The organism is Cytobacillus solani (genome assembly GCF_006704205.1).
Lineage (GTDB): Bacteria > Bacillota > Bacilli > Bacillales > Cytobacillaceae > Cytobacillus > Cytobacillus solani.
Window position 1 is genome coordinate 1,970,467 of the sequence record NZ_CP041305.1, and the last position, 22,469, is coordinate 1,992,935.

Annotated in this window: 17 protein-coding genes and 1 riboswitch; of the genes, 10 read left to right on the plus strand and 7 right to left on the minus strand. The window is 37.6% G+C overall.

Translation table 11 applies throughout. The annotated features are described in order from the left end of the window. Positions 1 to 45: 45 nt before the first annotated feature. The 6 genes from FI644_RS10120 (at position 46) to FI644_RS10145 (ending at position 6,488) form a co-directional block, all read left to right on the plus strand. Positions 46 to 1,044 (plus strand): carbohydrate ABC transporter permease, encoded by a 999-nt coding sequence (locus FI644_RS10120; RefSeq protein WP_231690171.1) that lies wholly within the window; start codon positions 46 to 48, stop codon positions 1,042 to 1,044. Next, positions 1,041 to 1,883, plus strand: coding sequence for a carbohydrate ABC transporter permease (locus tag FI644_RS10125; protein ID WP_053478364.1), 843 nt, complete (start codon positions 1,041 to 1,043; stop codon positions 1,881 to 1,883). Before FI644_RS10120 ends, FI644_RS10125 begins: the two co-directional genes overlap by 4 nt. 95 nt (positions 1,884 to 1,978) lie before the next feature. After that, positions 1,979 to 2,995: a LacI family DNA-binding transcriptional regulator gene (locus tag FI644_RS10130; protein ID WP_053478365.1), complete on the plus strand. Its 1,017-nt coding sequence runs from the start codon at positions 1,979 to 1,981 to the stop codon at positions 2,993 to 2,995. 74 nt (positions 2,996 to 3,069) lie between these two features. Next, positions 3,070 to 3,999 (plus strand): ROK family protein, encoded by a 930-nt coding sequence (locus FI644_RS10135; RefSeq protein ID WP_142108272.1) that lies wholly within the window; start codon positions 3,070 to 3,072, stop codon positions 3,997 to 3,999. A 12-nt stretch (positions 4,000 to 4,011) separates the two neighbouring features. Then, positions 4,012 to 5,457, plus strand: a complete 1,446-nt coding sequence (locus FI644_RS10140) for a glycoside hydrolase family 1 protein (RefSeq protein ID WP_281176522.1) — start codon at positions 4,012 to 4,014, stop codon at positions 5,455 to 5,457. A gap of 41 nt (positions 5,458 to 5,498) precedes the next feature. Beyond that, a complete protein-coding gene (locus FI644_RS10145; protein ID WP_142108273.1) occupies positions 5,499 to 6,488 on the plus strand; it encodes a Gfo/Idh/MocA family protein in 990 nt (329 codons plus the stop codon). Between the two features lie 86 nt (positions 6,489 to 6,574). Here the strand turns inward: FI644_RS10145 and FI644_RS10150 are convergent, their stop codons facing one another. From FI644_RS10150 to ahpC, 4 genes are all read right to left on the minus strand, one after another. Then, entirely contained in the window at positions 6,575 to 6,727 is a 153-nt protein-coding gene (locus tag FI644_RS10150) for a sulfurtransferase TusA family protein (protein ID WP_172797678.1), read from the minus strand. 96 nt (positions 6,728 to 6,823) lie between these two features. Continuing rightward, positions 6,824 to 8,053 (minus strand): selenium metabolism membrane protein YedE/FdhT, encoded by a 1,230-nt coding sequence (gene yedE / locus FI644_RS10155; protein ID WP_053478367.1) that lies wholly within the window; start codon positions 8,051 to 8,053, stop codon positions 6,824 to 6,826. A gap of 288 nt (positions 8,054 to 8,341) precedes the next feature. After that, positions 8,342 to 9,871, minus strand: coding sequence for an alkyl hydroperoxide reductase subunit F (gene ahpF / locus FI644_RS10160; RefSeq protein ID WP_142108274.1), 1,530 nt, complete (start codon positions 9,869 to 9,871; stop codon positions 8,342 to 8,344). Positions 9,872 to 9,884: 13 nt separating this feature from the next. Then, positions 9,885 to 10,448, minus strand: coding sequence for an alkyl hydroperoxide reductase subunit C (gene ahpC / locus FI644_RS10165; RefSeq protein WP_053478369.1), 564 nt, complete (start codon positions 10,446 to 10,448; stop codon positions 9,885 to 9,887). A 344-nt stretch (positions 10,449 to 10,792) separates the two neighbouring features. Between ahpC and hprK the strand changes: the two genes are divergently transcribed. Then, the gene (hprK, locus tag FI644_RS10170) at positions 10,793 to 11,719 is read left to right on the plus strand and encodes an HPr(Ser) kinase/phosphatase (RefSeq protein ID WP_142108275.1); all 927 of its coding nucleotides are present in this window, start codon (positions 10,793 to 10,795) and stop codon (positions 11,717 to 11,719) included. A 29-nt stretch (positions 11,720 to 11,748) separates the two neighbouring features. Further along, positions 11,749 to 11,848, minus strand: a riboswitch (purine riboswitch). Positions 11,849 to 12,086: 238 nt separating this feature from the next. Here the strand turns inward: hprK and FI644_RS10175 are convergent. Next, positions 12,087 to 15,542, minus strand: a complete 3,456-nt coding sequence (locus FI644_RS10175; RefSeq protein WP_142108276.1) for a S8 family peptidase — start codon at positions 15,540 to 15,542, stop codon at positions 12,087 to 12,089. 681 nt (positions 15,543 to 16,223) lie between these two features. On the opposite strand from FI644_RS10175, the gene FI644_RS10180 reads away from it, so the two are divergent. After that, positions 16,224 to 17,732, plus strand: coding sequence for a malate:quinone oxidoreductase (locus FI644_RS10180; protein WP_056686953.1), 1,509 nt, complete (start codon positions 16,224 to 16,226; stop codon positions 17,730 to 17,732). 100 nt (positions 17,733 to 17,832) lie between these two features. Here the strand turns inward: FI644_RS10180 and FI644_RS10185 are convergent, their stop codons facing one another. Continuing rightward, positions 17,833 to 19,155, minus strand: a complete 1,323-nt coding sequence (locus tag FI644_RS10185) for a phytoene desaturase family protein (protein WP_056686952.1) — start codon at positions 19,153 to 19,155, stop codon at positions 17,833 to 17,835. Positions 19,156 to 19,376: 221 nt separating this feature from the next. On the opposite strand from FI644_RS10185, the gene FI644_RS10190 reads away from it, so the two are divergent. Beyond that, positions 19,377 to 20,123: an SDR family NAD(P)-dependent oxidoreductase gene (locus FI644_RS10190; RefSeq protein ID WP_053478374.1), complete on the plus strand. Its 747-nt coding sequence runs from the start codon at positions 19,377 to 19,379 to the stop codon at positions 20,121 to 20,123. Positions 20,124 to 20,237: 114 nt separating this feature from the next. Beyond that, positions 20,238 to 21,611: an IS1182 family transposase gene (locus tag FI644_RS10195; RefSeq protein WP_142108277.1), complete on the plus strand. Its 1,374-nt coding sequence runs from the start codon at positions 20,238 to 20,240 to the stop codon at positions 21,609 to 21,611. Between the two features lie 119 nt (positions 21,612 to 21,730). Here FI644_RS10195 and FI644_RS10200 read toward each other — a convergent pair whose 3' ends face one another. Next, the gene (locus FI644_RS10200; protein ID WP_056686949.1) at positions 21,731 to 22,345 is read right to left on the minus strand and encodes a TetR/AcrR family transcriptional regulator; all 615 of its coding nucleotides are present in this window, start codon (positions 22,343 to 22,345) and stop codon (positions 21,731 to 21,733) included. Positions 22,346 to 22,469: the final 124 nt, after the last annotated feature.

Consider the following 22,469-nt stretch of genomic DNA (forward strand, 5'->3'; position numbering starts at 1 on the left):
TAATAGCTTCACTTTCCGCCTATTGATCGGAAAAGAGGTGTGAAAATGCATGCTGAAAGTAATAAGGAAAAGGTGAGTAAGAAGGGAGGCGTAAGTGTCTATCAAGAGCCAAGGAAGGAAAAGGTAAAAAAGAAGCGATACAGGTCTGAGGAGAAAAAGGATATGATTTCAGGCTATTTGTATATTGCACCTTTCTTTATCATTTTTTCCCTTGTTGGTTTATATCCAGCCCTATTTAGCATATACTTAGGATTTCAAAAATGGAATGGTTTAAGTCCGATGGAGTTTGTTGGATTATCAAATTTTAAAATTGTTTTAACAGACCCTCTATTTTGGAAATCGGTTTATAATACAATTGTTATGGGGATTATGGGTACCGCCCCACAATTAGTTTTCGGAATCATTTTTGCTTTTTTGCTGAATCTAGCCTTTTTAAAATTTAAACATTTTTTCAGGGTAACGATTTTTATGCCGTATATTACTTCTATGGTAGCCGTAGCCCTTATTTTCAGTGTACTGTTTAGCGATCACGAGTCTTCGTTAGTCAACTATTTGTTAAGTTTGGCAGGTGTTGATCCGGTCAATTGGAGCAGTTCTGAATGGGGGACGAAAATTGCTATTTCAATCATGGTATTTTGGAGATGGGTAGGCTATAACACGATTATTTATCTTGCTGGTATCCAAAGCATTCCAAATGACTTGTATGAAGCAGCCACAATTGATGGAGCAAATAAATTTCAGCAGCTGATCTACATTACGATGCCGATGCTGAAACCATTTATTATTTTAACTGTATTTACCTCGACCGTTGGGGCTTTGCAGCTATTCTCTGAACCTACCGTCTTTTTAGGAAATAGTGCGTTTACAAGAGATGAGGCTATGACTATCGTTATGTATTTGTATCGGGATGCCTTTAAATTGCAATCCTTTGGTACAGCATCTGCAACGGCGATTATTCTCTTAGTGCTGATTACCGTATTTGCACTTATTAATACATCTTTAATTGCAGGGAATGGAAGGAAGAAGCGGGGTGAAAACGCATGAGTAAATTAGAAAAAAGGAGAAGCACCCCTGTTAGCAGAATCCTCATTTATGTACTTTTATCCATCGTGTCATTATTTTCATTGTTCCCATTTTATTGGATGTTTGTCATGGCAACGAGTCCTAGCTCTGCCTATAACTCCATTCCGCCAACAGTTACACCAGGAAGCTTTTTAGTCGACAACTTTAATAAGGTTCTGGATAAAATTGATTTCTTTCAAGCGATGTGGAACTCCTTTGTTGTTTGTTCGATTGTGACCATGGTCGTTTTATTTATTAGTTCATTAGCTGGATTTGCCTTTGCGAAGTTTAAATTTCGAGGGAAAAATATCTTCTTTACGGCCATTCTATTAACGATGATTATTCCGCCGCAATTAGGATTAATCCCACAGTACTTCTTAATATCCAAGGCGGGACTCCTCGATACATTGCCAGGTGTGATGATATTATTCTTCCTAAATCCGCTCGGTATTTTTCTAATGAGGCAGTATATCAGTGAATCTGTACCTGATGAGTTAATCGAAGCTGCGAAATTGGATGGGTGTTCCAACTTTAAAATTTATCGAAGCATTGTGCTTCCGATTATCCTTCCTGCATTTGCAACGCTAGGAATCATCGTCTTTTCTGCAGCATGGGGAGAGTTCCTCTGGCAGTTTACCGTCTTAAGGGATCCGGAAAAATATACAATTCAAGTAGCCTTAGCCCAATTGAGCAATACACAGAATGTCGATTTCGGAATGATTCTATCAGGTGTATTCTGGGCAACGGTGCCGCTTTTGATTATTTTCTTATTATTTAACCGTTTATTTATTTCAAGTATTACTGAAGGATCTGTGAAATAGGAATTTTTTGCAAAATATCTTTGTTATCTATTTAAAACTTTTAGGAATCTAGCAATGATTATCTATTATTTTGTGAGAAATAGAAGGGATTAGAGATGAATTTAACTATTAAAGATATAGCACAAATGGCAGGTGTTTCCCAAGGCACTGTTTCAAAAGTAATTAATAATTATGCAGGCGTTAGTGAGAAAACGAAGAAACAGGTAATGGATGTCATTACGAAAATGGGGTATGAGCCTAACTTTTCTGCTCGAACATTGGCAACAAAGAAGTCAAATCTTATCGGACTTATTTACGCCGGGAAAATTAATGTTGATATGACACACCCTTATTTCAATGAGGTGATCTCATCATTTAAAAAAAATATTGGTTTACTTGGTTATGATATTTTAATGTTTTCTAATGAGCTTTTTCAATCAGACAATGGGAGTTATTTAGCGAGATGCAAGCATTTTCATGTAGATGGCTGTTTGGTTATTGCTGGGGAGGAGGTTGAGGAGGCTGTCTTTGATTTAGCCAAGGAAGGATTCCCTTGCATCGGAATCGATATTGAACTTAATGGTCCGAAGTCTAGCTACATCATGACAGATAATATCGATTTATCAAGAAAAGTAGTTGAATTTTTTTATCTTAATTCTATAAAAAAGATTGGTTATATTGGAGGGAAATGGGATTCAACTATCTCTAATTTAAGAAATCAAGGATTCTTTGAGGCTATGAATCAATTTGGCTTAGACGTTCGCGAAGAGTGGATTCAGTATGGTGATTTCCATGAGAAAAGCGGATATGAGGCGATGAAGAAAATACTAGAAGGCAAGGAGTATCCTGAAGCCATTTTTGCCATCTCTGACTTAATGGCGCTTGGTGCATTAAGGGCGCTGAAGGAGGAGGGACTTCATGCTCCTCACGATATTCGCATAATTGGATGTGACGATATTGCTGCCTGCCGCTATAGTGACCCAAAACTTACTTCAGTTAAACAAGATAAAGAGAAATTTGGAAAATTATCAGCTTATATGCTGAATGACTTAATAAATGGAGAGTCACAATTAAAGCCTGTATTAATTGACTCTGAATTAATAATCCGTGAGTCATGTGGAACAAAACAGTGATAATTTCTATCCCGTTCTTAGTAAGATCTCATTGATAGACATTCCGCTTTAAAGGGTTGATAGGAGGTTGTTTGGTGAATTACTATGCGGTTCTAGATGTTGGAGGATCCTCTATTAAATATGCGCTTATGGATGAATCGGGGGAGTTTATTGAAAAATCCTCTGTTCCTACTCCTAAAGAGAGTCTTGAATTATTTGTGGATCAAGTACATTTAATTGTTAAGGAATATCAAAAAATTCACGAATTAAGAGGCATTGCCATTAGCATGCCAGGTGCAGTAAATGTTGATACAGGGTACATTGCTGGATTAAGTGCACTTCCGTATATCCATGGACCGAATATGAAGGAGCTTCTTCGGGAAAGAACCTATTTAACGGTTGAAATGGAAAATGATGCGAACTGTGCTGCATTAGCAGAAGGGTGGATTGGTGCTGCGAAGGATGTAATGGATTACCTTTGTCTTGTGATTGGCACCGGCATTGGCGGCGCAGTCGTTCTTAATAAAAATATTCGCCATGGGAAAAATCAATTTTGTGGAGAATTTGGCTATATGATTATGGAGGATTATCTCGAAAGGCCAGAAGGAGAAACATGGAGCTCACTAGCTGCAGTTGGCGGATTGATTAAGAGAGTAGCTAAGCGAAAAGGAGTGGACCCAGTTAGCCTAAATGGCAGAAGGGTGTTCGAATTGGCAAATAATGGGGATGAAGAAGTTGCAGATGAAATAGAAAGGTTTATGAAGCGACTAGCTGTTGGGATTTATAATCTTCAGTATATGCTTGATCCGGAGAAAATTTTGATTGGCGGAGCAATCAGCAGTCGCGAAGGTTTTGTTGAACAGATTAATGAAATCCTATCTCAGCTTAAACTTAATCAAAATGACTTAACGATTCACGTTGAAAGATGCCAGTTTGGCAATGATTCAAATTTAATTGGTGCTTTATACCATTTATTACAAAGACAATCCATTGGCGAGAAGAGAGAGGCCATTCCAAATGAATAAGGGGCGTGTAAAATGATACATCATCAAACATTTAAATGTTTCCCAAAGGATTTTTTGTGGGGAGCAGCATCTGCAGCCTATCAAGTGGAAGGTGCGTGGGATAAGGAAGGAAAAGGGATTTCAAATTGGGATCAGTTTGTCCGGATTCCAGGAAAGACGTATAAGGGAACAACAGGGGATGTAGCCGTAGACCACTATCATCGTTATTTGGAAGATGTGAGATTGATGGCGGAGATGGGATTAAAAGCCTATCGTTTTTCTGTCGCCTGGACCCGAATTTTTCCTAATGGACGTGGGAAAGTGAATGAAAAAGGAATAGAGTTTTATGATCATTTAATTAATGAATTAATTAAATATAACATTGAACCAATCTTAACTCTATATCACTGGGATTTGCCTCAGTCACTTCAGGAAGAATATGGGGGATGGGAATCAAGAAGAATTATTGAGGATTTTACAAATTATAGTGTTGAATTGTTTAAGCGTTTTGGTGATCGTGTGAAATATTGGGTTAGCTTAAATGAACAAAATATATTCACAAGCCACGGATATCTTCATGCCACACATCCGCCGGGGATGAATGATGAAAAATTATTCTATCAGGTCAATCATCACGCCAATCTCGCCAATGCTAGTGTCATTAAGGAGTTTCGCAAATATGTTCCTGATGGAAAGATTGGCCCTAGCTTTGCCTATTCGCCTGCATATGCCGCTTCCTCCAATCCGATAGATATCCTAGCAGCCGAAAATGCGGAAGAGTTAAATAGTTACTGGTGGATGGATATATATGCATGGGGGAAATATCCAAAAATGGCATGGAGCTATTTGGAGGAAAAGAGGATTGCGCCTATTATTGGAGAAGGGGATTTCGAATTACTGCAAGAGGGCAAGCCAGACTTTATGGGAGTAAACTATTATCAGTCAACAACCTTTGAAATCAATCCTTTAGAAGGCGGCGTCGGCGCTGGGAAAATGAATACAACAGGTAAAAAAGGGACATCAAAGGATTCGGGAATACCGGGATTATTTAAAACGACAGCCAATCCAAATGTAGAAAGGACGAATTGGGATTGGAATATTGATCCTCAAGGCTTACGAATTGCCTTGCGCAGAATAACGAGCCGTTATGATTTGCCGATATTGATTAGTGAAAATGGATTGGGAGAATATGATCAGGTTGAACAGGGGGATGTCATTCATGATGATTACCGCATTGAATACCTCCGCTCTCATATTATTGCCATCCAAGAGGCCATTTCAGATGGTGTCGATCTGTTCGGTTATTGCGTATGGTCCTTCACCGACCTGTTAAGCTGGTTAAATGGTTTCCAAAAACGCTATGGTTTTGTCTATGTGAATCAGCATGAGGAAGGAAATCACGACCTCCGCCGAATGAAGAAGAAAAGCTTTTTTTGGTATAAAGAGGTTATTGACTCTAATGGAGAAAAATTGTTCTAGTTAAGAACGGATTTAGACGTGATGTAAAGGGGGACAGGGCAATGGCGCCTGGAAAAGTCCGTTGGGGAATGATTGGCTGCGGGGATGTAACAGAAGTGAAAAGCGGACCTGCATTTCAGAAAGCTGCAAACTCTGAGCTAGTTGCTGTTATGAGGAGAACAGGAAAGGTAGCAGAAGATTATGCAAAGAGACACAATGTACGGAACTGGTACGATAATGCGGATGCACTTATTAACGATCCAGAAGTCGATGCGGTCTATATTGCAACACCTCCTAGTTCACATAAGGATTATACCATTAAAGCGGCAAAGGCCGGGAAGCCTGTTTATGTAGAAAAACCAATGGCACTTAATTTTGCAGAATGCAATGAAATGATTGCTGCATGCAAGGCTGCAAATGTTCCTTTATATGTTGCTTATTACCGAAGGGCACAGCCTAAATTTATTAAAATCAAAGAGTTATTAGAAAGCAATAAGATTGGCGATGTTCGTTTCGTATCAACTACACATTATCAAAAGGCTGCTGAAGATGTAAAAAACAAACATAATCCCCCATGGAGAATCAAACCTGAATTGTCTGGTGGGGGGCTGTTTTTTGATTTAGGCTGCCATACACTCGATATATTAGACTTTTTATTAGGGCCTATAAAGGATGTGCAAGGCTTCGCTTCCAATCAAGCAGGCTACTATCGGGCTGAGGATATTGTAACAGGTACCTACCAATTTGAATCTGGCATACATGGTGTAGGATCTTGGTGTTTTTCTGCTTATGAAGATGTAGAATTAAATGAGATCATTGGCAGTACAGGGAAAATAACCTTTTCTACTTTTGGTCCTGATCCGGTGTTGCTAACGACAGTATATGGAACGGAGCAATGGAGTTTTCCGCCATTCCAGCATGTTCATCAACCCCTTATTGAACGGATTGTAGCAGATTTAACAAGAGGTTTTAGTCAGACACCTAGTACAGGATTGACTGGTGCTAGAACGACATGGGTTATGGATAAATTGGTGAAAAGCTTCGGAAGTTAACTGGAAAATTTAAATGATTGGTAAAAAAAGTACCCGCTAAGTAGAATTCATGCGTTTCTACTTTACACGGGTACTTTGAATATTAGCTATTGAACGACCTTAATATAAAAGTAAATATCCTGCCCAAATTTCTCCGGCTCTGCTAGGAGCTGGTATCCATGTTTGACGGCTTCTTCCGGGACACTGCGAAAGGATTGCGGACAATCCGCAATAACCTGGAGAATCTCTCCAATTTTCATCGTTTTTAGCGCATCCAGCGCATAAATAACAGGATATGGTCAAGGTTCACCACGAATGTCTAATGTGTAGTTGACATCTATTATCTGGGACATGAATTATACCTCCTTGGTAACGTGAGACATCCGTTCCGTTTTTTGCTGTTTGATTCCTGTTCCGTAACGGAATCGTTTTTCCCACCAATTTGAGAATAAAAGCCAAGCAGCCAGCATGGCCATTGTTCCAAATAAGGCTCCCATCGGTCCCCATTGTTCAATTAAATTAACTTTTGGCCAATTTTCCACAAGGGCATGGTAAATGCCGAGATGATCCCAGCCATAGGCAAGCACTGTCGCACCAATAATATTACCAGCGCCGACTACCCAATATAATAATTGGCCTTCCATTGCCCGATACATCATTCCCGTTTCGCAGCCACCTGCAAGCACAATGCCAAACCCAAAGAGGAGGCCGCCAATCACTGTGCTGGGAGCAGCTACTTTGATAAGGGCGATAGAGCCGCTTTGAATATAGAAAAATGTAATGACAACGCTGATCATCATACCAACCGCAATAGCTTTTGACATCACGGCACGGCCACTGATCCACAAATCGCGAAAAGCAGAAGTGAAGCAAATTTGACCGCGTTCAATGAGTATACCAAACAAGGCTCCTGCAATACAAGCAACTGCAAGAAGGGTCTTACCTATTGCGAAAAAGTAAAAAATGATTGCTAGGTACAGAATAGCAAATACGAGACCTAAAATCGGCTGAATACTCTTTTTCTGAACATCCGTTGTTCCAACTGGGCTTATCCTGCCTTTTATCATGGTCGGTTTTCCTCGCCACCATTTCGTATTCACGACTTTGACACCAAAGTAGGTTCCGATGGCTGTGGTCACCATAAAGATCCATGCATGGAATGAGAATTGAGGTACGCCTGTGAAAAAAGCCGCTAAATTGCAGCCAAGAGCAAGGCGTGCACCAAACCCTGCGATGATTCCCCCAATGAATCCTTGGAATAACCTTCTCTTTTGTTTTGGTATGCGGATTTTAAAGCTGCTGCTTAGTAAAATCGAAATCATTGCGCCAATAAGCATCCCAATGACAATCCAGCCATCCGTTCGGCTAATGGGATTTCCTTCGAGACCTACTAGTTGGAAATATGCCCATTGCGATACATCAATGCCAAACCATTCTAAAATATGCCCGCCAAATCTGGTGAATTCCCCGGTAACCGCCCAAACCGTACCTGTAATTCCAAAATACAAAGCACTGACCAGGCCTGCAATGCCAATGGCGATGTATGGGTTCCAATACTCTTGGAAGACTTTCTTGTAAAGATTCATGGCATGTAACTCTCCCTTTTATAGAGACTATTGAAACAGTCCTTCAGATAATCATAATGAGAATGTTCCTATAGAATAGTCCTAAAATAATTGTGCAGAAAAAAATGCCTAGGGGTTTCCAGGCATACTTACTCTTAATGTAACTATTTTTATGTTACAAGGCAATTCAATTTATCGATAAGTTAGATCAATAATTATCGTAACTTTGAATATAAGAACAGCCTATAAAAATAAATAAGCTAGACAGAACATATCACTAATGACTTGTCCTATCTAGCTTATATTCTATTAATTTCGGATTAGATAATCAAATGCGCCTAAGGCAGCAGTAGCACCCGATCCCATCGATATAATGATTTGCTTATAAGCACTATCAGTACAGTCGCCTGCAGCAAATACGCCAGGAATATTCGTTGCCCCACGCTTGTCTACAATGATCTCACCGGTTCTAGTGCGGTCAACCGCATCACCTAACCATTCGGTACTTGGTACAAGACCGATTTGAACAAACACACCTTGCAATTCAACATGATGTTCTTCTTCTGTTGCACGGTCAATATACGTAATACCGTTAACCTTATCAGTTCCAGTAATTTCCTTTGTTTGCGCATTTTTTATAACTGTTACATTTGACAGGCTGTAAAGGCGGTCCTGCAATACAGAATCGGCTTTAAGCTCAGGTGCAAATTCAATAACAGTCACATGTTTTACAATGCCTGCAAGATCAATGGCTGCCTCGATGCCTGAGTTGCCGCCACCAATAACTGCAACGTGCTTTCCTTCAAATAATGGACCATCACAATGCGGGCAGTATGCCACACCTTTGTTCTTAAATTCAGCTTCACCTGGGACGCCGACATTACGCCAGCGAGCACCTGTTGAAAGGATGACTGTTTTACTTTTTAGAACAGCTCCGCTTTCTAGTTCTACTTCTATAAGGTCTTTCTTTTCTAAACGTTTTGCACGCTGTAAATTCATTACATCAATATCATATTCTTTTACATGTTCTTCAAGGCTTGCAGCAAGCTTAGGGCCCTCAGTATATTTAACACTAATAAAGTTTTCAATGCCAAGCGTATCCATAATCTGACCGCCAAAGCGCTCTGCTACAATACCTGTACGAATGCCTTTACGTGCTGTGTAAACGGCTGCACTAGCACCGGACGGACCTCCGCCAATAACAAGGACATCAAATGGATCCTTGTCAGAGAGTTCAGAAGGGTCTGGAGTGCTCCCCATTTTCGCAAGGATTTCCTCTAATGACATACGGCCGCTGCCAAAGACTTCTCCATTTAATAAAACAGTTGGTACTGCCATTACGTTCTTGCTTTCAACTTCTTCTTTGAAAGCAGCCCCGTCAATCATTGTATGTGTAATACCAGCGTTGAGAACACTCATTACGTTCAGTGCCTGTACAACATCAGGGCAGTTATGGCAGCTTAAGCTAACGTATGTTTCAAAGTGGTATTCGCCTTTAATACTTTTCACTTGATCGATTACTTTCTGATCGATCTTCGGAGCTCTTCCGCTTACCTGCAGTAAAGCTAACACTAAGGAAGTGAATTCATGTCCAAGCGGAATCCCGGCAAAAGTTACCCCAGTGTTCTCGCCAATACGATTGACGCTAAAGCTAGGTGTTCTTTCTAATGTTGTATTTTCAACCTTAATTTTAGCTGACATTGTTGCTAGTTCATCAACTAAGGTTAACATATCCTTTGATAATTCATCAGTTCCAGCACTGACTTTGAGCAGTATATCGTTTTCCAGCAATTGTAGATATTGATCGAGTTGTGCTTTAATATCAGCGTCTAGTATCATTTGAATCTTCTCCTTAAATTTTGCCTACAAGATCAAGGCTTGGCTTAAGTGTTGCAGAGCCTTCCTTCCATTTTGCCGGGCAAACTTCACCTGGATTGTTGCGAACATATTGTGCTGCTTTAATTTTGTTAATTAGTGTGCTTGCATCACGGCCAATGCCATCTGCATTAATTTCAACAGCTTGGATAATACCATCTGGGTCGATGATGAACGTACCGCGATCTGCTTGTCCTAATTCTTCAACTAATACGTCAAAGTTACGGGAAATAACATGTGCTGGGTCACCAATCATTGTATAAGTAATTTTGCCGATTGCTTCTGATGAATCGTGCCATGCTTTATGTGTAAAATGAGAATCTCTAGAAACAGAGAATACTTCAACTCCAAGTTCTTGAAGCGCTGGGTATTGCTCTTGAAGGTCTTCTAGCTCAGTAGGGCAAACGAATGTAAAGTCTGCTGGATAAAAACAAACAACACTCCATTGACCTTTGAAATCTGCTTCTGAAACCTCAAAAAATTCTCCATTTCTATATGCATGTGCGTTAAATGGTTTAACCTCTGATCCAATAAGTGACATAGTAAAAATTCCTCCTAAAGTTAGGTTTTAATGGTTATAGATAGTTTGTTCAATGGGGATTGAGAAAAGTTATCTATCTATAACAATTTCTTGTTTATATTAATTATTATATAGGCTTAATTATTAATGTCAACATAAATGCAATAATTATTTTAATTAAATAGTAATTTTACAACCAATGTACTTATTTATTCTGCTTTTTTCTATCAATAGGCAAGGGAATAATGATTTCAAAATACAATATTCCATTCTCATTTAGCGAAGAAGTTGGTAAATGGATGACGTTTCCATTCCACTTCAGTATAATTCAACTATAGAAGAACGATTAGGACGGTGAGAAAAGGGTGAAGAAGATAACCGTTGAAAACTTGGTTCGTGAGTTTGCCTTGAAAGTAGTAGCTGGTCAAAGTCAGCTTCAAAAAAAAATAACACAGTCGCGTGTGCACCGCCCGGGCTTGGAATTTGTAGGCCATTTTGATTTTTTTCCAACAGAACGAGTTCAGATTCTAGGAAAAAAGGAAATTACTTATCTGCATAAGTTAAGTAAAGAAGAACGTAAAGTCCGAATCGGAAACATTGTTCATTATCACCCTCCATGCTTTATTGTAACGGCTGGTGAAGAAGATATTACTTATTTAACCCACCATTGTGTCGAACAGGGTATTCCATTGTTAGTAGCAAAAAGATCTGAGGCCACTTCGGAGTTTATTCCTAGATTAGATGCGTATTTATTAAAGGAATTAGCTCCAGAAATTGCCGTACATGGAGTTTGTATGAACGTGTCTGGCATTGGCATCTTACTTCGTGGGAATTCGGGGGTTGGAAAAAGTGAAACGGCACACACATTAATACGCCGTGGACACCGTCTGGTTGCTGATGACGTCGTTGTTCTAAAAAAGCTTAGCCCACAAACAATATTAGGTACGCATGATGAGAAAACGAAGGAGTTTTTGGCTCTTCGAAGTATTGGCTTGCTGAATGTAGTTCGATTGTACGGTCGCAAGGCTTTTCAAGATGAGACACGAATAGCCCTTGATATTCATTTGACGAGATGGGAAAAAGATGCCCTGTATAATGAATTGGATCAGAAGTTTCATTATACAGACTACATGGGGGTTAAAATTCCATCTATTGAAATTCAGCTGCAGCCTGGAAGAGATGTGGCTGGGTTAATTGAAGCAGCGGCAAACAATTGGTATTTGAAGCAGCAAGGCTACAGCGCAGCAGAGGAGTTTATGAGCAGAGTGAGGGAGGATATCTCCGAAAAATGAATTGGTCATTTAAATCTTAAAGTCAGCAGTTAATATAAAAATATCCCGTCTAAGGCTATTTACAGTAGTTTGGTAGAAACTTTTGGACCATATCTCCAACTTTATACAGAGAACAAAAATACGAATAATATTATTTGTTTTTATAAATTGTTCGTGATTTTACGATTTATATCATTTTTTTAGGGTGTCAAAGTATTTTTTTAATCATTTACGAATGATTGTTAGTTGACTTCGTTTGATGGAGAAAATATTTACGTTTATAGAATTTTATTCGAAGTTCTTCCTATTCGCTCCTTTTCATTAATCTAGTAAAGAAATCGGCGCATGCGCCGATTTCTTGAAATTCACCTTAAAAACTGGCAGGTGATTATTTTAATGTAACTGTAAGCTTATATGGAGATGTGCTTGCTTTTCCGAAAGCTTCACTAACTTCGATATAATATTTACCTTTTTCTAATTCTGCGTTTGCTAATTCTTGGTCATTTGCACCATATTGGTCAAAGCTCTTAATCAATTTTCCTTTTGAGTTAAAGATTTTCAATACTCCATCAAGTGAACTTTCCATATTAAGAACCATTGAGACTCTAGATTTCTTGTTTAAGTCTAGGACGAAATGATCGATATCGCCAAATGGAACACCGGCATTCATATATCCTTGGCCTTCAAATTTAGTATTGTTTATTTTTTTCAATTTTAATGGCTTTTCAGGAACATGATTTGTCACTTTTCCATCCTCATCAGCTAATTGATCTTTTAAGCCAACTAACTTAACTTGATAAGGTTTAAGGTTTAGGGAAGAGAACATGGACTCGATAACGATGAAATAACCATTCCCCTTTTTGGCTTTAAAGGATGCTTCAATGTCCCCAGGAGAAAGATTAAATATACTTGCTCCAAAAGGAACGGCTGCTTTAATCTCGTTAGTATCAATTTTTTTGTTTCCGTTTGTATCTTCAATTAGTAAACCCGAGAAAATATGCTCATCTAGCAGGTCTTTAGGCAATTTATTTAATTCTTGAGCAGATAATTTTTTCTCTAAAATTTTTAAATCAATAATTTGATCTTTACCTGTATGTTTATAATAATAAAAATCTGTATCACCTTCATAAATGAAGTAGTTATCATAAACTTTTCCCTGCTGAATGGCAACTGCATTTTCGATGCTGTTATTGTCTAAATCCTTTTCAGGTGAGTTCGTTACTTTCTTAATTGATAGTGTATAAGGATCAGCAGAAATATTACCTGTAGCATTTTCTAGTTCAATGAAATACTGTGTATCTTTTTTTAAGGCAACATATGGAGATGGAGTGCCTGCCATTCCTAATAAGTCAAGAAGGCCTCCTCCACTTGACATGCTTTGATAAGGTATTAGCATTTTTGATTCTGAATCATACTCATAAATTGTCGTATTTATTTGTTGACCAGATCCTTTTTGTGCAAATAGACTATAAATGGAATCTTCAGAAGGGTTAATGGAATAATAGTCCTTATCCCCGGAAATTTGGAAAAATCCTTTTTGCTCTTTTTCTGTTAGTGGAATTGCATTTTTACGAATAGCCTCAGTTTGTATTTCAGAAAAGAAATCATCCTCTTCGCTCAATAGCTCATCGATCTTGTTTGCATGATCAGCAGTATCTTGTTCCTCCATATTTAATGGTAGACCATCTTCATCCTGAGGAAGCTGAACTTGTTCAATTTTTAAATTATAAGGATAAGCATTATAGTCAAAAGAAATTTCTTCTTCCGTTCCTTCTATACCCAATCCCTCACCTAAAAGAGAGCCAATATCAAAATCAAAGTCTAGCATATTCTCATTTGATACTGTTAATAAGTACTTAACTCCAGGCTCAGCTTGGAATGAAAGATGTTTTTCATTTCCTATTCCATTATCTTCGGCATTTGCGAGTAAAATGGGCTCTGTTTCTTCATCGTTAAGCATGGAAACAAAAAGGGAAGAATTTACACCAGGTATGCCATCTAATGATGTTGATAATATGGTTGGTTCAGCAACTTCGAAAGCAAAGTAATCATAATCAGGCATATTGTCTGTGTTAAAAAGTGTTAATGGTTCATTTTTTTGCTGCTTAGAAGAGTAAGGGAATGCTTTTACTTCGATAGGACTTTGGATTGAGTTAGAATTTGGTATTAATTGGGCGAATTTCTCCGCTTTAAAGGTATATGTAGATTTACCTGATTTACTATAATTTCCGTTTACATCAGTAATACCGATAACTAAAGTACCTTCATTCTCTGCACTAAATAAGTATGCTTCTTGCTCACCTGCTTTTGCCCTATTCATTTTTATTGGCTCGACAGTTTTTGCCTCAGAGCCTTTAGGATAAAAATAAAAATCCATTTTGTAGTCATAATTTTTAGCAGCATCTAATACGGTTTGAACATGCTGCCCGTTTTTAACAGGGATTTTATAATAATGTGATTCCTCTTGTGCAGTTAATTTTCCTTTTTCAATATTTTCACCTTGCTCTTTCAGAGGCTTTGCTGTATTAATTTGTTCAATGCCTTTCAGCTTTTTATACTTAGGAAGCTTTTTTATATCAAATTGTAAAGCTGCAACAGGGTTGATCAATCCATTTGCAAATATAGGATCATACCCTTTTTCACCTAAATCAGTTGCCGTATTTTCAATAATATATTCAATTTCATATGGTGTTAAATTCGGATATTTCGATTTTAATAGTGAAACAGTACCAGCTATGACAGGAGAAGCCATTGATGTTCCAGTTAATTGCATGAAAGTGTTGGGCTTATTGTCTGTATAAGCAGAACTATAAATATCTTCACCAGGAGCAACAATATCTACACTAGGGCCATAGTTAGATGACTCAGACAGCTGTTTTTTACTATTAATATTTCCTACACTAATTACACCTGGATAAGCTGCAGGATAGGAATACTCATCAGTAGATTCATTTCCAGCTGCTGCAACAACCGTAATACCAGCATCAATTGCTTTTTGGACAGCGTCAGCAGTAATTGGTGAACTAGAAGGACCACCAAGGCTCATATTAATGACATCTACTTTTTTCTCGATCGCATGCAAAATGCCTTGGGCAATTATGTAATCATTTGCAAATGGTTGTCCACCAAAAACATCAATTGGCAAGATTTTTGCATTCGGATTCACTCCGTGTCCACCAATGCCATTATTAGCTGTTGCTGCAATGATTCCAGCTACATGTGTACCGTGAAGATCAGGAATGCTTGATTTCGCTGGTGCTGCTGCATTATAAGGTGTTACAACTTGTGCTGATAAATCAGGATGTCGATAGTTAACACCAGCATCAATGACAGCAACCGTTACTTGATGCTTTCCAGCATATTTTAAAGCCTTATCAATATTTAATATTTGCAAATGATACATTTTATTTTTTTTCGGATCAACTTCACCAAATTTTTTATATTTGACACTTGGGGTGATGGATGTAATTTCTGCTTGCTTCTTATAAGTTTTTAAGACATCGCTTAATTTGCGTTTTTTCGGAACATAGACAACATCGTAGCCTAGTCCAGGAAACGAATTAATAACTTGAGTTCCTGCTTTTTTATGAATGTTTCTTGGGATAGCCTTGTTATATTTAATGATTAATGTGTCTACATCAAGGGTTTCATTACTTTTTTTGTTATTTTTATATGCTTCGAGTTTTAGCTCTGCTTCAGATTTAGCTAAGTTTTTTACGATGGCCTCTTTGCTCGCTGCAATACTGCTATAATCTTGATTATTTTCAGCAGCGCTAGCTAACGAAGGGACAACTAGTATAGCAGATGCAGCAACGGCTAGTGATTTTTTCCAAATGTTTCTCACGAGTGTTCCTCCTTCAGTTATGTAATACTAACATTTGTTTTGATTAAATGGTTTTTTAGAATGTTGAAGACAATAAGAATAATGATAGTTTTCTCTAGATTAATTTGAACTGCTTTATTAGAAAAATATTTTTATTATATTTAGTTGTTTATTGCTGAATTTCACCAGCCTTCTCTTTATCTTGCATACGAATGCCTTTTCAAAATTTTAAGATGCACTTTTCATTCCATTATTCTTTTTCTCCAGCGTGATACACTATTAATAATGCTTGCAATTAATAGAGCTTTATTCAAAAACCACTTATTCACGAATATGATGTAATACGTGTATAACTACTTAGTAGTTTCATAAAATAACAAGAATTACTATTAAATGGAAAATAAAAGTATTTTCTTAATATTTCAATTAGGAATTGTAACTAGTTATATCATTAATATATTCATCTCTTAATATTCCTGTTTTTCACAAATGGAAAGGCTGCCCACCTTTTACCAAATTTAAATAGTTTATTATTATCAGAAATTAGTAGATATTTTAATCTATTAATAATTATAATAGACTATGAGGTAGTTATATAATTAATACAGAGAAGGTGTGTTCCTAAGTGGCTCCAAGATTAGTTGCCACCTATGCAGCAATGCCTACATTTTTTGGCGAATATAGCGGATAAGGAAGGTTATTATGAGCAGCGTACAGAACAAAACAGACGTTATCTTAATTGGTGCCGGAATTATGAGCGCAACTTTAGGATCTTTACTGAAAGAATTAGCACCGGAATGGGAAATTAAAGTGTTTGAAAAACTTGCAAATGCTGGGGAAGAAAGCTCGAATGAGTGGAATAACGCGGGGACGGGTCATGCGGCACTGTGCGAGCTTAACTATACATCCGAAAAACCAGACGGATCGATAGACATTAGCAAAGCGATAAAGGTGAATGAGCAGTTTCAGCTTTCAAGACAGTATTGGGCATATCTTGTTAACAACAATCTGATTCATAATCCGCAAGACTTTATCATGCCAATCCCACATATGAGTTTAGTTCAAGGGGAAGAAAACGTATCCTATTTGAAAAAACGATTGGAAGCGCTGTCAAACAATCCTCTGTTTCAAGGTATGGAATTTTCTGATGATCCTGAAACACTGAAGAAATGGATTCCGCTTATCATGGAAGGCCGTACTTCGAATGAACCGATTGCGGCAACAAAGATTGACTCTGGAACGGACGTCAATTTTGGTGCATTAACACGCATGCTGTTTGACCACTTAACGAGAAACAGTGTTGAGATCAATTACAAGCATAGCGTGGAGGATATTAAACGTACGAACGACGGCTTGTGGGAAGTGAAAGTCCGTGATATTGATGGCGGCAAAACAGAATCTCATACAGCAAAATTCGTCTTTATTGGCGGGGGCGGTGGAAGTCTGCCTTTACTGCAAAAAACCGGTATTCCTGAATCAAAGCATATTGGCGGATTCCCGGTGAGCGGATTATTTATGGTTTGTAATAATCCAGAAATAATCGAACAGCATCATGCAAAAGTATACGGAAAGGCAAAAGTTGGAGCTCCTCCAATGTCTGTTCCGCATCTGGACACAAGATTTATTGATAATAAGAAATCATTGCTGTTTGGACCGTTTGCTGGCTTCACACCAAAGTTCCTTAAAACAGGTTCAAATTTAGACTTGATCGGTTCCGTAAAACCGAATAATGTCATTACAATGCTGGCAGCAGGTGTAAAAGAAATGGCATTGACCAAATATCTGATTCAGCAAGTGATGTTATCAAATGAAAAGCGCATGGAAGAATTACGCGAGTTTATTCCGAATGCAAAGCTTGAGGATTGGGATATCGTGGTAGCAGGTCAACGTGTACAAGTTATTAAAGATACAGATGCAGGTAAAGGAACGCTCCAATTTGGAACAGAAGTGGTTAGTGCTGCGGATGGATCTGTGGCTGCTCTTCTTGGCGCTTCTCCAGGTGCTTCTACTGCCGTACACGTAATGCTGGAGGTATTAGAAAGATGCTTCCCAGAGCATATGTTTAAATGGGAAGCAAAAATAAAGGAAATGATTCCTTCTTATGGCGTGTCACTAACGGAAAATCCTGAACTTTTCCAAGATATTCATACATCAACAGCACAGACGCTTGGTTTAAGCGAAAAGAGCGAAAAAGAATTGGTTTATAGTTAATTCTTTGGTTGCAGATACGCTGTATTGAAAAAATAGATTGTCCCTATGGGTATCTTAATACCTAATAGGGACAATTTTATTTTTACATAATAACAATGGTTTAAATAGCTGGTACTCTTCCGTTGTAATTTGCACTATTTTTCCTCTCTTCGTTTAAAATGATTTCTTCAGCTGCTTGTTTTCCGCTGCTAATGGCTCCTTCTGCCAGAATCGAGTGGGGAGAAGTCCAATCCCCTGCTATATATAATCCCGGAATTTCTGTTTTAGAACGATGAAGATTAAGCTCATCTCCTATTTGCGGTAAGCGCTGATTTACCGTAATGTCAGGGATAAAGCGTTTTGAAATGACATATTGCTGCCAGCCTGGCTGCAGTCTATCTAAAAATTGTTCAAGCTCGTTTTTTACACTTGGTCCATCAACATGTTCATTTGGATAATGATATTTAAATACATGCAGCACTGCATTCTTTGTATGATCAGAGAGGCGGGCGTAAGTGGAATGAACAGAATAATAGAGAGGGTCCGTGGTCCCCATAGCGAACAATTGCTTTGGAATAGGCAGCTGTGTTAAAGCGACATCTAATGTTGCCCCCTTTACAGGTGTTATTTGAGCAAAAAAATCCCTATTAGGAAGGCTCGCTTTTTCCCCTAACATATGAATAAGTTCGTTTGGACCAGTTGTACAAATCACATATTTTCCAAGAGTTTCTTCGCCATTGGATAGAGTAAATTTAAATTGGTCCTTTTTGGGGTCGCGTTCCATTTGTTCAACAAGAGTATGTGAATGAACATGAACTCCGGAGACAATTGCTTTATTGTGAAGCTGGTCAATGATCGTCTGCCAGCCGTCATCAAGATATAGTACGCCTCCCATCGCATATTTTAAATGTGATACTGCTACTCTTGCGCTTATCTTTTCTGGAGCATGACAATAGGTGGCAAGTCTGCCAAGCGTATAAGGTAATGACTTAATAGTGTTTGATTTGGTCATTTGATGAACCCATTGTTGGAAAGTTTGGTTTGTTAATTTTTCAGGATCTGCACTCATGATTTTCAATATAACGGCAATCCACTCCATCCTCTCTTTCGAATGTAGAAATCTAGTTGTGAATAGTTCAAAAGGAGAAAATGGGGCAGTGTATTCAACATTGTTTTCAATTAATGTGCCGCCTAGTTTAGGGGATTTCCCATTAAGATGAATACCTAAATCTTCGAGAATGAACCTGGCTTTTCCTTTTTTATAAAGGGCATGAGGGCCAAGATTGAAATGCTGTCCATTCATCTTATTTGTTCTAGCCCTTCCGCCAACACTTTTTCCCTTTTCCAAAATTAAAATAGATAAATTCGTATTCATTAAATAGTTAGCTGCAACATAGCCTGCTAATCCACCGCCAACAATGACAATATCCCATGTTTGTGTCATATAATAACCTCCTTTTATTCTTTCATAACTCAAGACGATGAAGGGTGAATAGTTGTGACACTGTTTTAAAAAAATAGCAAAGGATTATATTATTGACATGATGTATATAACTTCACAAAATAGATATATTTATGTATAATAAATTTATCCTAGGTATTCATTTTAAAATGAATTTTTTGAAAAATAAGTATACGAGTTTTCTAAATGAAAGGGAGATTATAATGGGACGTTTATCTGGTAAAGTAGCGATTATTACGGGTGCAGCATTAGGTATGGGAGCAGCTGAGGCGAAGCTTTTTGCAGAAGAAGGAGCAAAGGTTGTTGCGACAGATATTAAAGATGATGTGCTGCAGGAAGTAATCAATGAAATCAAAGCAAGTGGCGGTGAAGCCATTGGCTTGAAGCACAATGTCGTTTCAGAAGAAGAGTGGAAGAACGTTATTCAAACAGCGGTTGATATGTACGGTAAAGTCGATATATTAGTTAATAATGCTGGAATAGCAAGTCCAAAAACAATGACACAAATGGAAATGGCTGAGTGGAATAAGGTTATGGATATTAACTTAAACGGTTGTGTCCTAGGAATGAAGTATGTGATTCCAGAAATGCAAAAGGCAGGCGGCGGATCCTTAATTAATATTTCCTCAATCGGTGGAATTGTTGGGATGGCTGGGTCAAGCCCATATACAGCTGCAAAAGGTGCATTACGCTCATTATCAAAATCAGCTGCTGTAGAATATGGCAAGGATAAAATTAGGGTGAATTCTGTTCATCCTGGTATTATTGAAACACCAATGACGGCTGACTCTTTCAAGGATGCACTGCCTTTCTATAAAACATTTACACAACTTCCTTATTTCGGACAACCTGAAGATGTTGCTTACGGTGTATTATTCCTTGCGTCGGATGAATCACGCTTTATGACAGGTGCAGAGCTTGTCATTGATGGTGGCTGGACAGCTCTATAATGTTTACATTAAAAATCCTCTCAAACTATGGGGCTGTTGACAAACTAATAGGATTTACCAATACCTGTGTAGAATTTAATTATTCTATACAGGTTTTGTATTGGGGGAATTTTTATGATGGGTCGTAAAGATGAATATCAAAGTAAACTAGAGTTTATTGATTTAAATACATTTGTTCCTTCAAATCATATTCTTCGCCAAATTAATGAAAAGATAGACTTCTCTTTTGTATATAACAAAATGGAAAAATATTATTCGAAACTCGGCAGGAAATCACTTGATCCTGTACTTTTATTTAAGATGTTACTCATTGGCTATCTTTATAATGTTGATTCAGAACGAGTGTTAGAACAAGAAGTCAATCTAAACATTGCTTATCGCTGGTTTTTAGGGCTTGATTTATCTGACACTGTACCTGATCACTCCACATTTAGTCAGAATCGACGAAGGAGATTTAAGGATAGTACTGTCTTTCAAGAAATTTTTGATTATATTATAGATCTTTGTATAGAGAATGGGTTAGTGACTGGTGAAGTCATTGTTACTGATTCTACCCATATTAAAGCTAGTGCTGCAAAGGGTAAGGCCGAAAAGGTAGTTGTAGAGAAAACACCTTCTCAATATTTGAATACCCTTGAAAAGGAAGCCAAAAAAATTGAAAAAGAGCTTGAGGATAAAAGAATTGAATCTGGGAAGAAGAAACGAGGCAGAAAATCAAAGAGTTCATCTACCGAAAAGATTTCTGTAATAAAAACGGACCCTGACTCTGGCTTATTAAATCGCCCTGGAAAGCCATCTGGTCCCCACTACTTAGCACATGCAAGTATTGATACAAAAAACGGAATCATAGTTGATATTCATCCGAGTGCTGGTAACATAAATGATTGTGAGCCTTTTATAGATAGATTAAATGTGATACAAGAAAAATTTGAATTAAACATTAAAAATGTGGCAGCTGATAAAGGATATGATAAAACTAAGATTCATCATGGCTTAAAAACATTGGAAATCACAGGTTATATTAGTCCCATAGGATATACTACACCTTTCGAAACAACGTCTTATAAGGAGTTTACCTATAACATTGACACTGATACGTATACTTGCCCCAATAAAAAAACACTTACGTTTACCCATTTAAGAAAAAAAGAAACTGATAATTATTTAAAAACGTATTCTGCTAAAAGTAAAGACTGTAAAGTCTGTCCATTTCGAGAATGTTGTTTTGGGGAAACAGCAAGTAAAAGAACGATTTCTCGACCAATTGCACATGAATTGTTGGAAGCAAATACTCAGAGGGCAAAAACTAGTGAATATAAAGCATTCCAAAAGCTCCGAAGAGTTTGGTGTGAAGGTTCCTTCGGAACATTGAAATCTAAGCATAACCTGTATAAAACATATAAGAGGGGCATTGAAAAAATTTCTGAACAATGCCTTTTTTCAGCGTTGGCATTAAATTTAAAAAGAATTATAAAGGTAATGAATTAAGACAAAAATTATAAAGAAAACTAATAAATATACTCTTAAAAAGAGAATGGGAAAGGAGCAAAGCTCTTTTCCCATTTTGTCAACAGCCCCAACTATTGAGAGGATTTTTTAATGAGTGATTAAGATCTGTCCTTCATTGGATTATGGATATAAGGTCCTTTAATAGATAGATTCATTAATTGAAAGGCAATTTCTTCCTCAGATAAATGCATCCCTTTTTCTATCCACCAAATGATTACTTCTAAAAAAGCAGATTCCACATATTTAATAATTAATTCTCGATTGGCTGTAAGATTTTGATCGTTAGGTTCCATTTGATTCATTCCTTCAGAAATAAACTCATGGATAAATGCTAATAGCCCTGAGGTCAAAGTAGGGATACGATTGGTTACGAGTAATGCTCTGTAGAAAGGGTAATTTTCACCTATTTGATGAAATAATTGTACAAAACTAGGATGAGGCTGATCTTCCAGGAAATCAAAATTACCTAGAAATGACACTTGTTTGCTCACCTTTTCATGTAAATCATTTAAGGTTTCATCTATACATTGGTTCATCAAATCAGTTTTGTCCTTATAATGAAGGTAGAAAGTCGCTCGTTTCACTGTTGCACGTTCCGAAATATCCGCAACAGTAATTTGTTCGAATTCCCTTTCTTCCATTAACTCAATAAAAGCGCGCTTCAATAAACTTTGTGTTCGAACCGCACGAGGGTCTTTTCTTTTTGTTGACATGGAATACTTTCCTTTACGAAAAAGTTTTGGATAAAATTCTTCATTAAGTTTATCATTAGTCTTTATAGATGGAAAGAACCGGAAAACTTTATTATAGAATTTGCCTTGTTAGGGTATATAAAGA

Excerpts from the sequence above, each read along its gene's own strand:
- FI644_RS10185 (WP_056686952.1), bottom strand. The coding sequence starts at position 19,155 with ATGACACAAACATGGGATATTGTCATTGTTGGCGGTGGATTAGCAGGC.
- FI644_RS10120 (WP_231690171.1), top strand. The coding sequence starts at position 46 with ATGCATGCTGAAAGTAATAAGGAAAAGGTGAGTAAGAAGGGAGGCGTA.
- FI644_RS10140 (WP_281176522.1), top strand. The coding sequence starts at position 4,012 with ATGATACATCATCAAACATTTAAATGTTTCCCAAAGGATTTTTTGTGG.
- FI644_RS10125 (WP_053478364.1), top strand. The coding sequence starts at position 1,041 with ATGAGTAAATTAGAAAAAAGGAGAAGCACCCCTGTTAGCAGAATCCTC.
- FI644_RS10150 (WP_172797678.1), bottom strand. The coding sequence starts at position 6,727 with ATGAAAATTGGAGAGATTCTCCAGGTTATTGCGGATTGTCCGCAATCC.
- FI644_RS10180 (WP_056686953.1), top strand. The coding sequence starts at position 16,224 with ATGAGCAGCGTACAGAACAAAACAGACGTTATCTTAATTGGTGCCGGA.
- ahpF (WP_142108274.1), bottom strand. The coding sequence starts at position 9,871 with ATGATACTAGACGCTGATATTAAAGCACAACTCGATCAATATCTACAA.
- ahpC (WP_053478369.1), bottom strand. The coding sequence starts at position 10,448 with ATGTCACTTATTGGATCAGAGGTTAAACCATTTAACGCACATGCATAT.
- FI644_RS10190 (WP_053478374.1), top strand. The coding sequence starts at position 19,377 with ATGGGACGTTTATCTGGTAAAGTAGCGATTATTACGGGTGCAGCATTA.
- yedE (WP_053478367.1), bottom strand. The coding sequence starts at position 8,053 with ATGAATCTTTACAAGAAAGTCTTCCAAGAGTATTGGAACCCATACATC.
- FI644_RS10145 (WP_142108273.1), top strand. The coding sequence starts at position 5,499 with ATGGCGCCTGGAAAAGTCCGTTGGGGAATGATTGGCTGCGGGGATGTA.
- FI644_RS10195 (WP_142108277.1), top strand. The coding sequence starts at position 20,238 with ATGATGGGTCGTAAAGATGAATATCAAAGTAAACTAGAGTTTATTGAT.
- FI644_RS10200 (WP_056686949.1), bottom strand. The coding sequence starts at position 22,345 with ATGTCAACAAAAAGAAAAGACCCTCGTGCGGTTCGAACACAAAGTTTA.
- FI644_RS10130 (WP_053478365.1), top strand. The coding sequence starts at position 1,979 with ATGAATTTAACTATTAAAGATATAGCACAAATGGCAGGTGTTTCCCAA.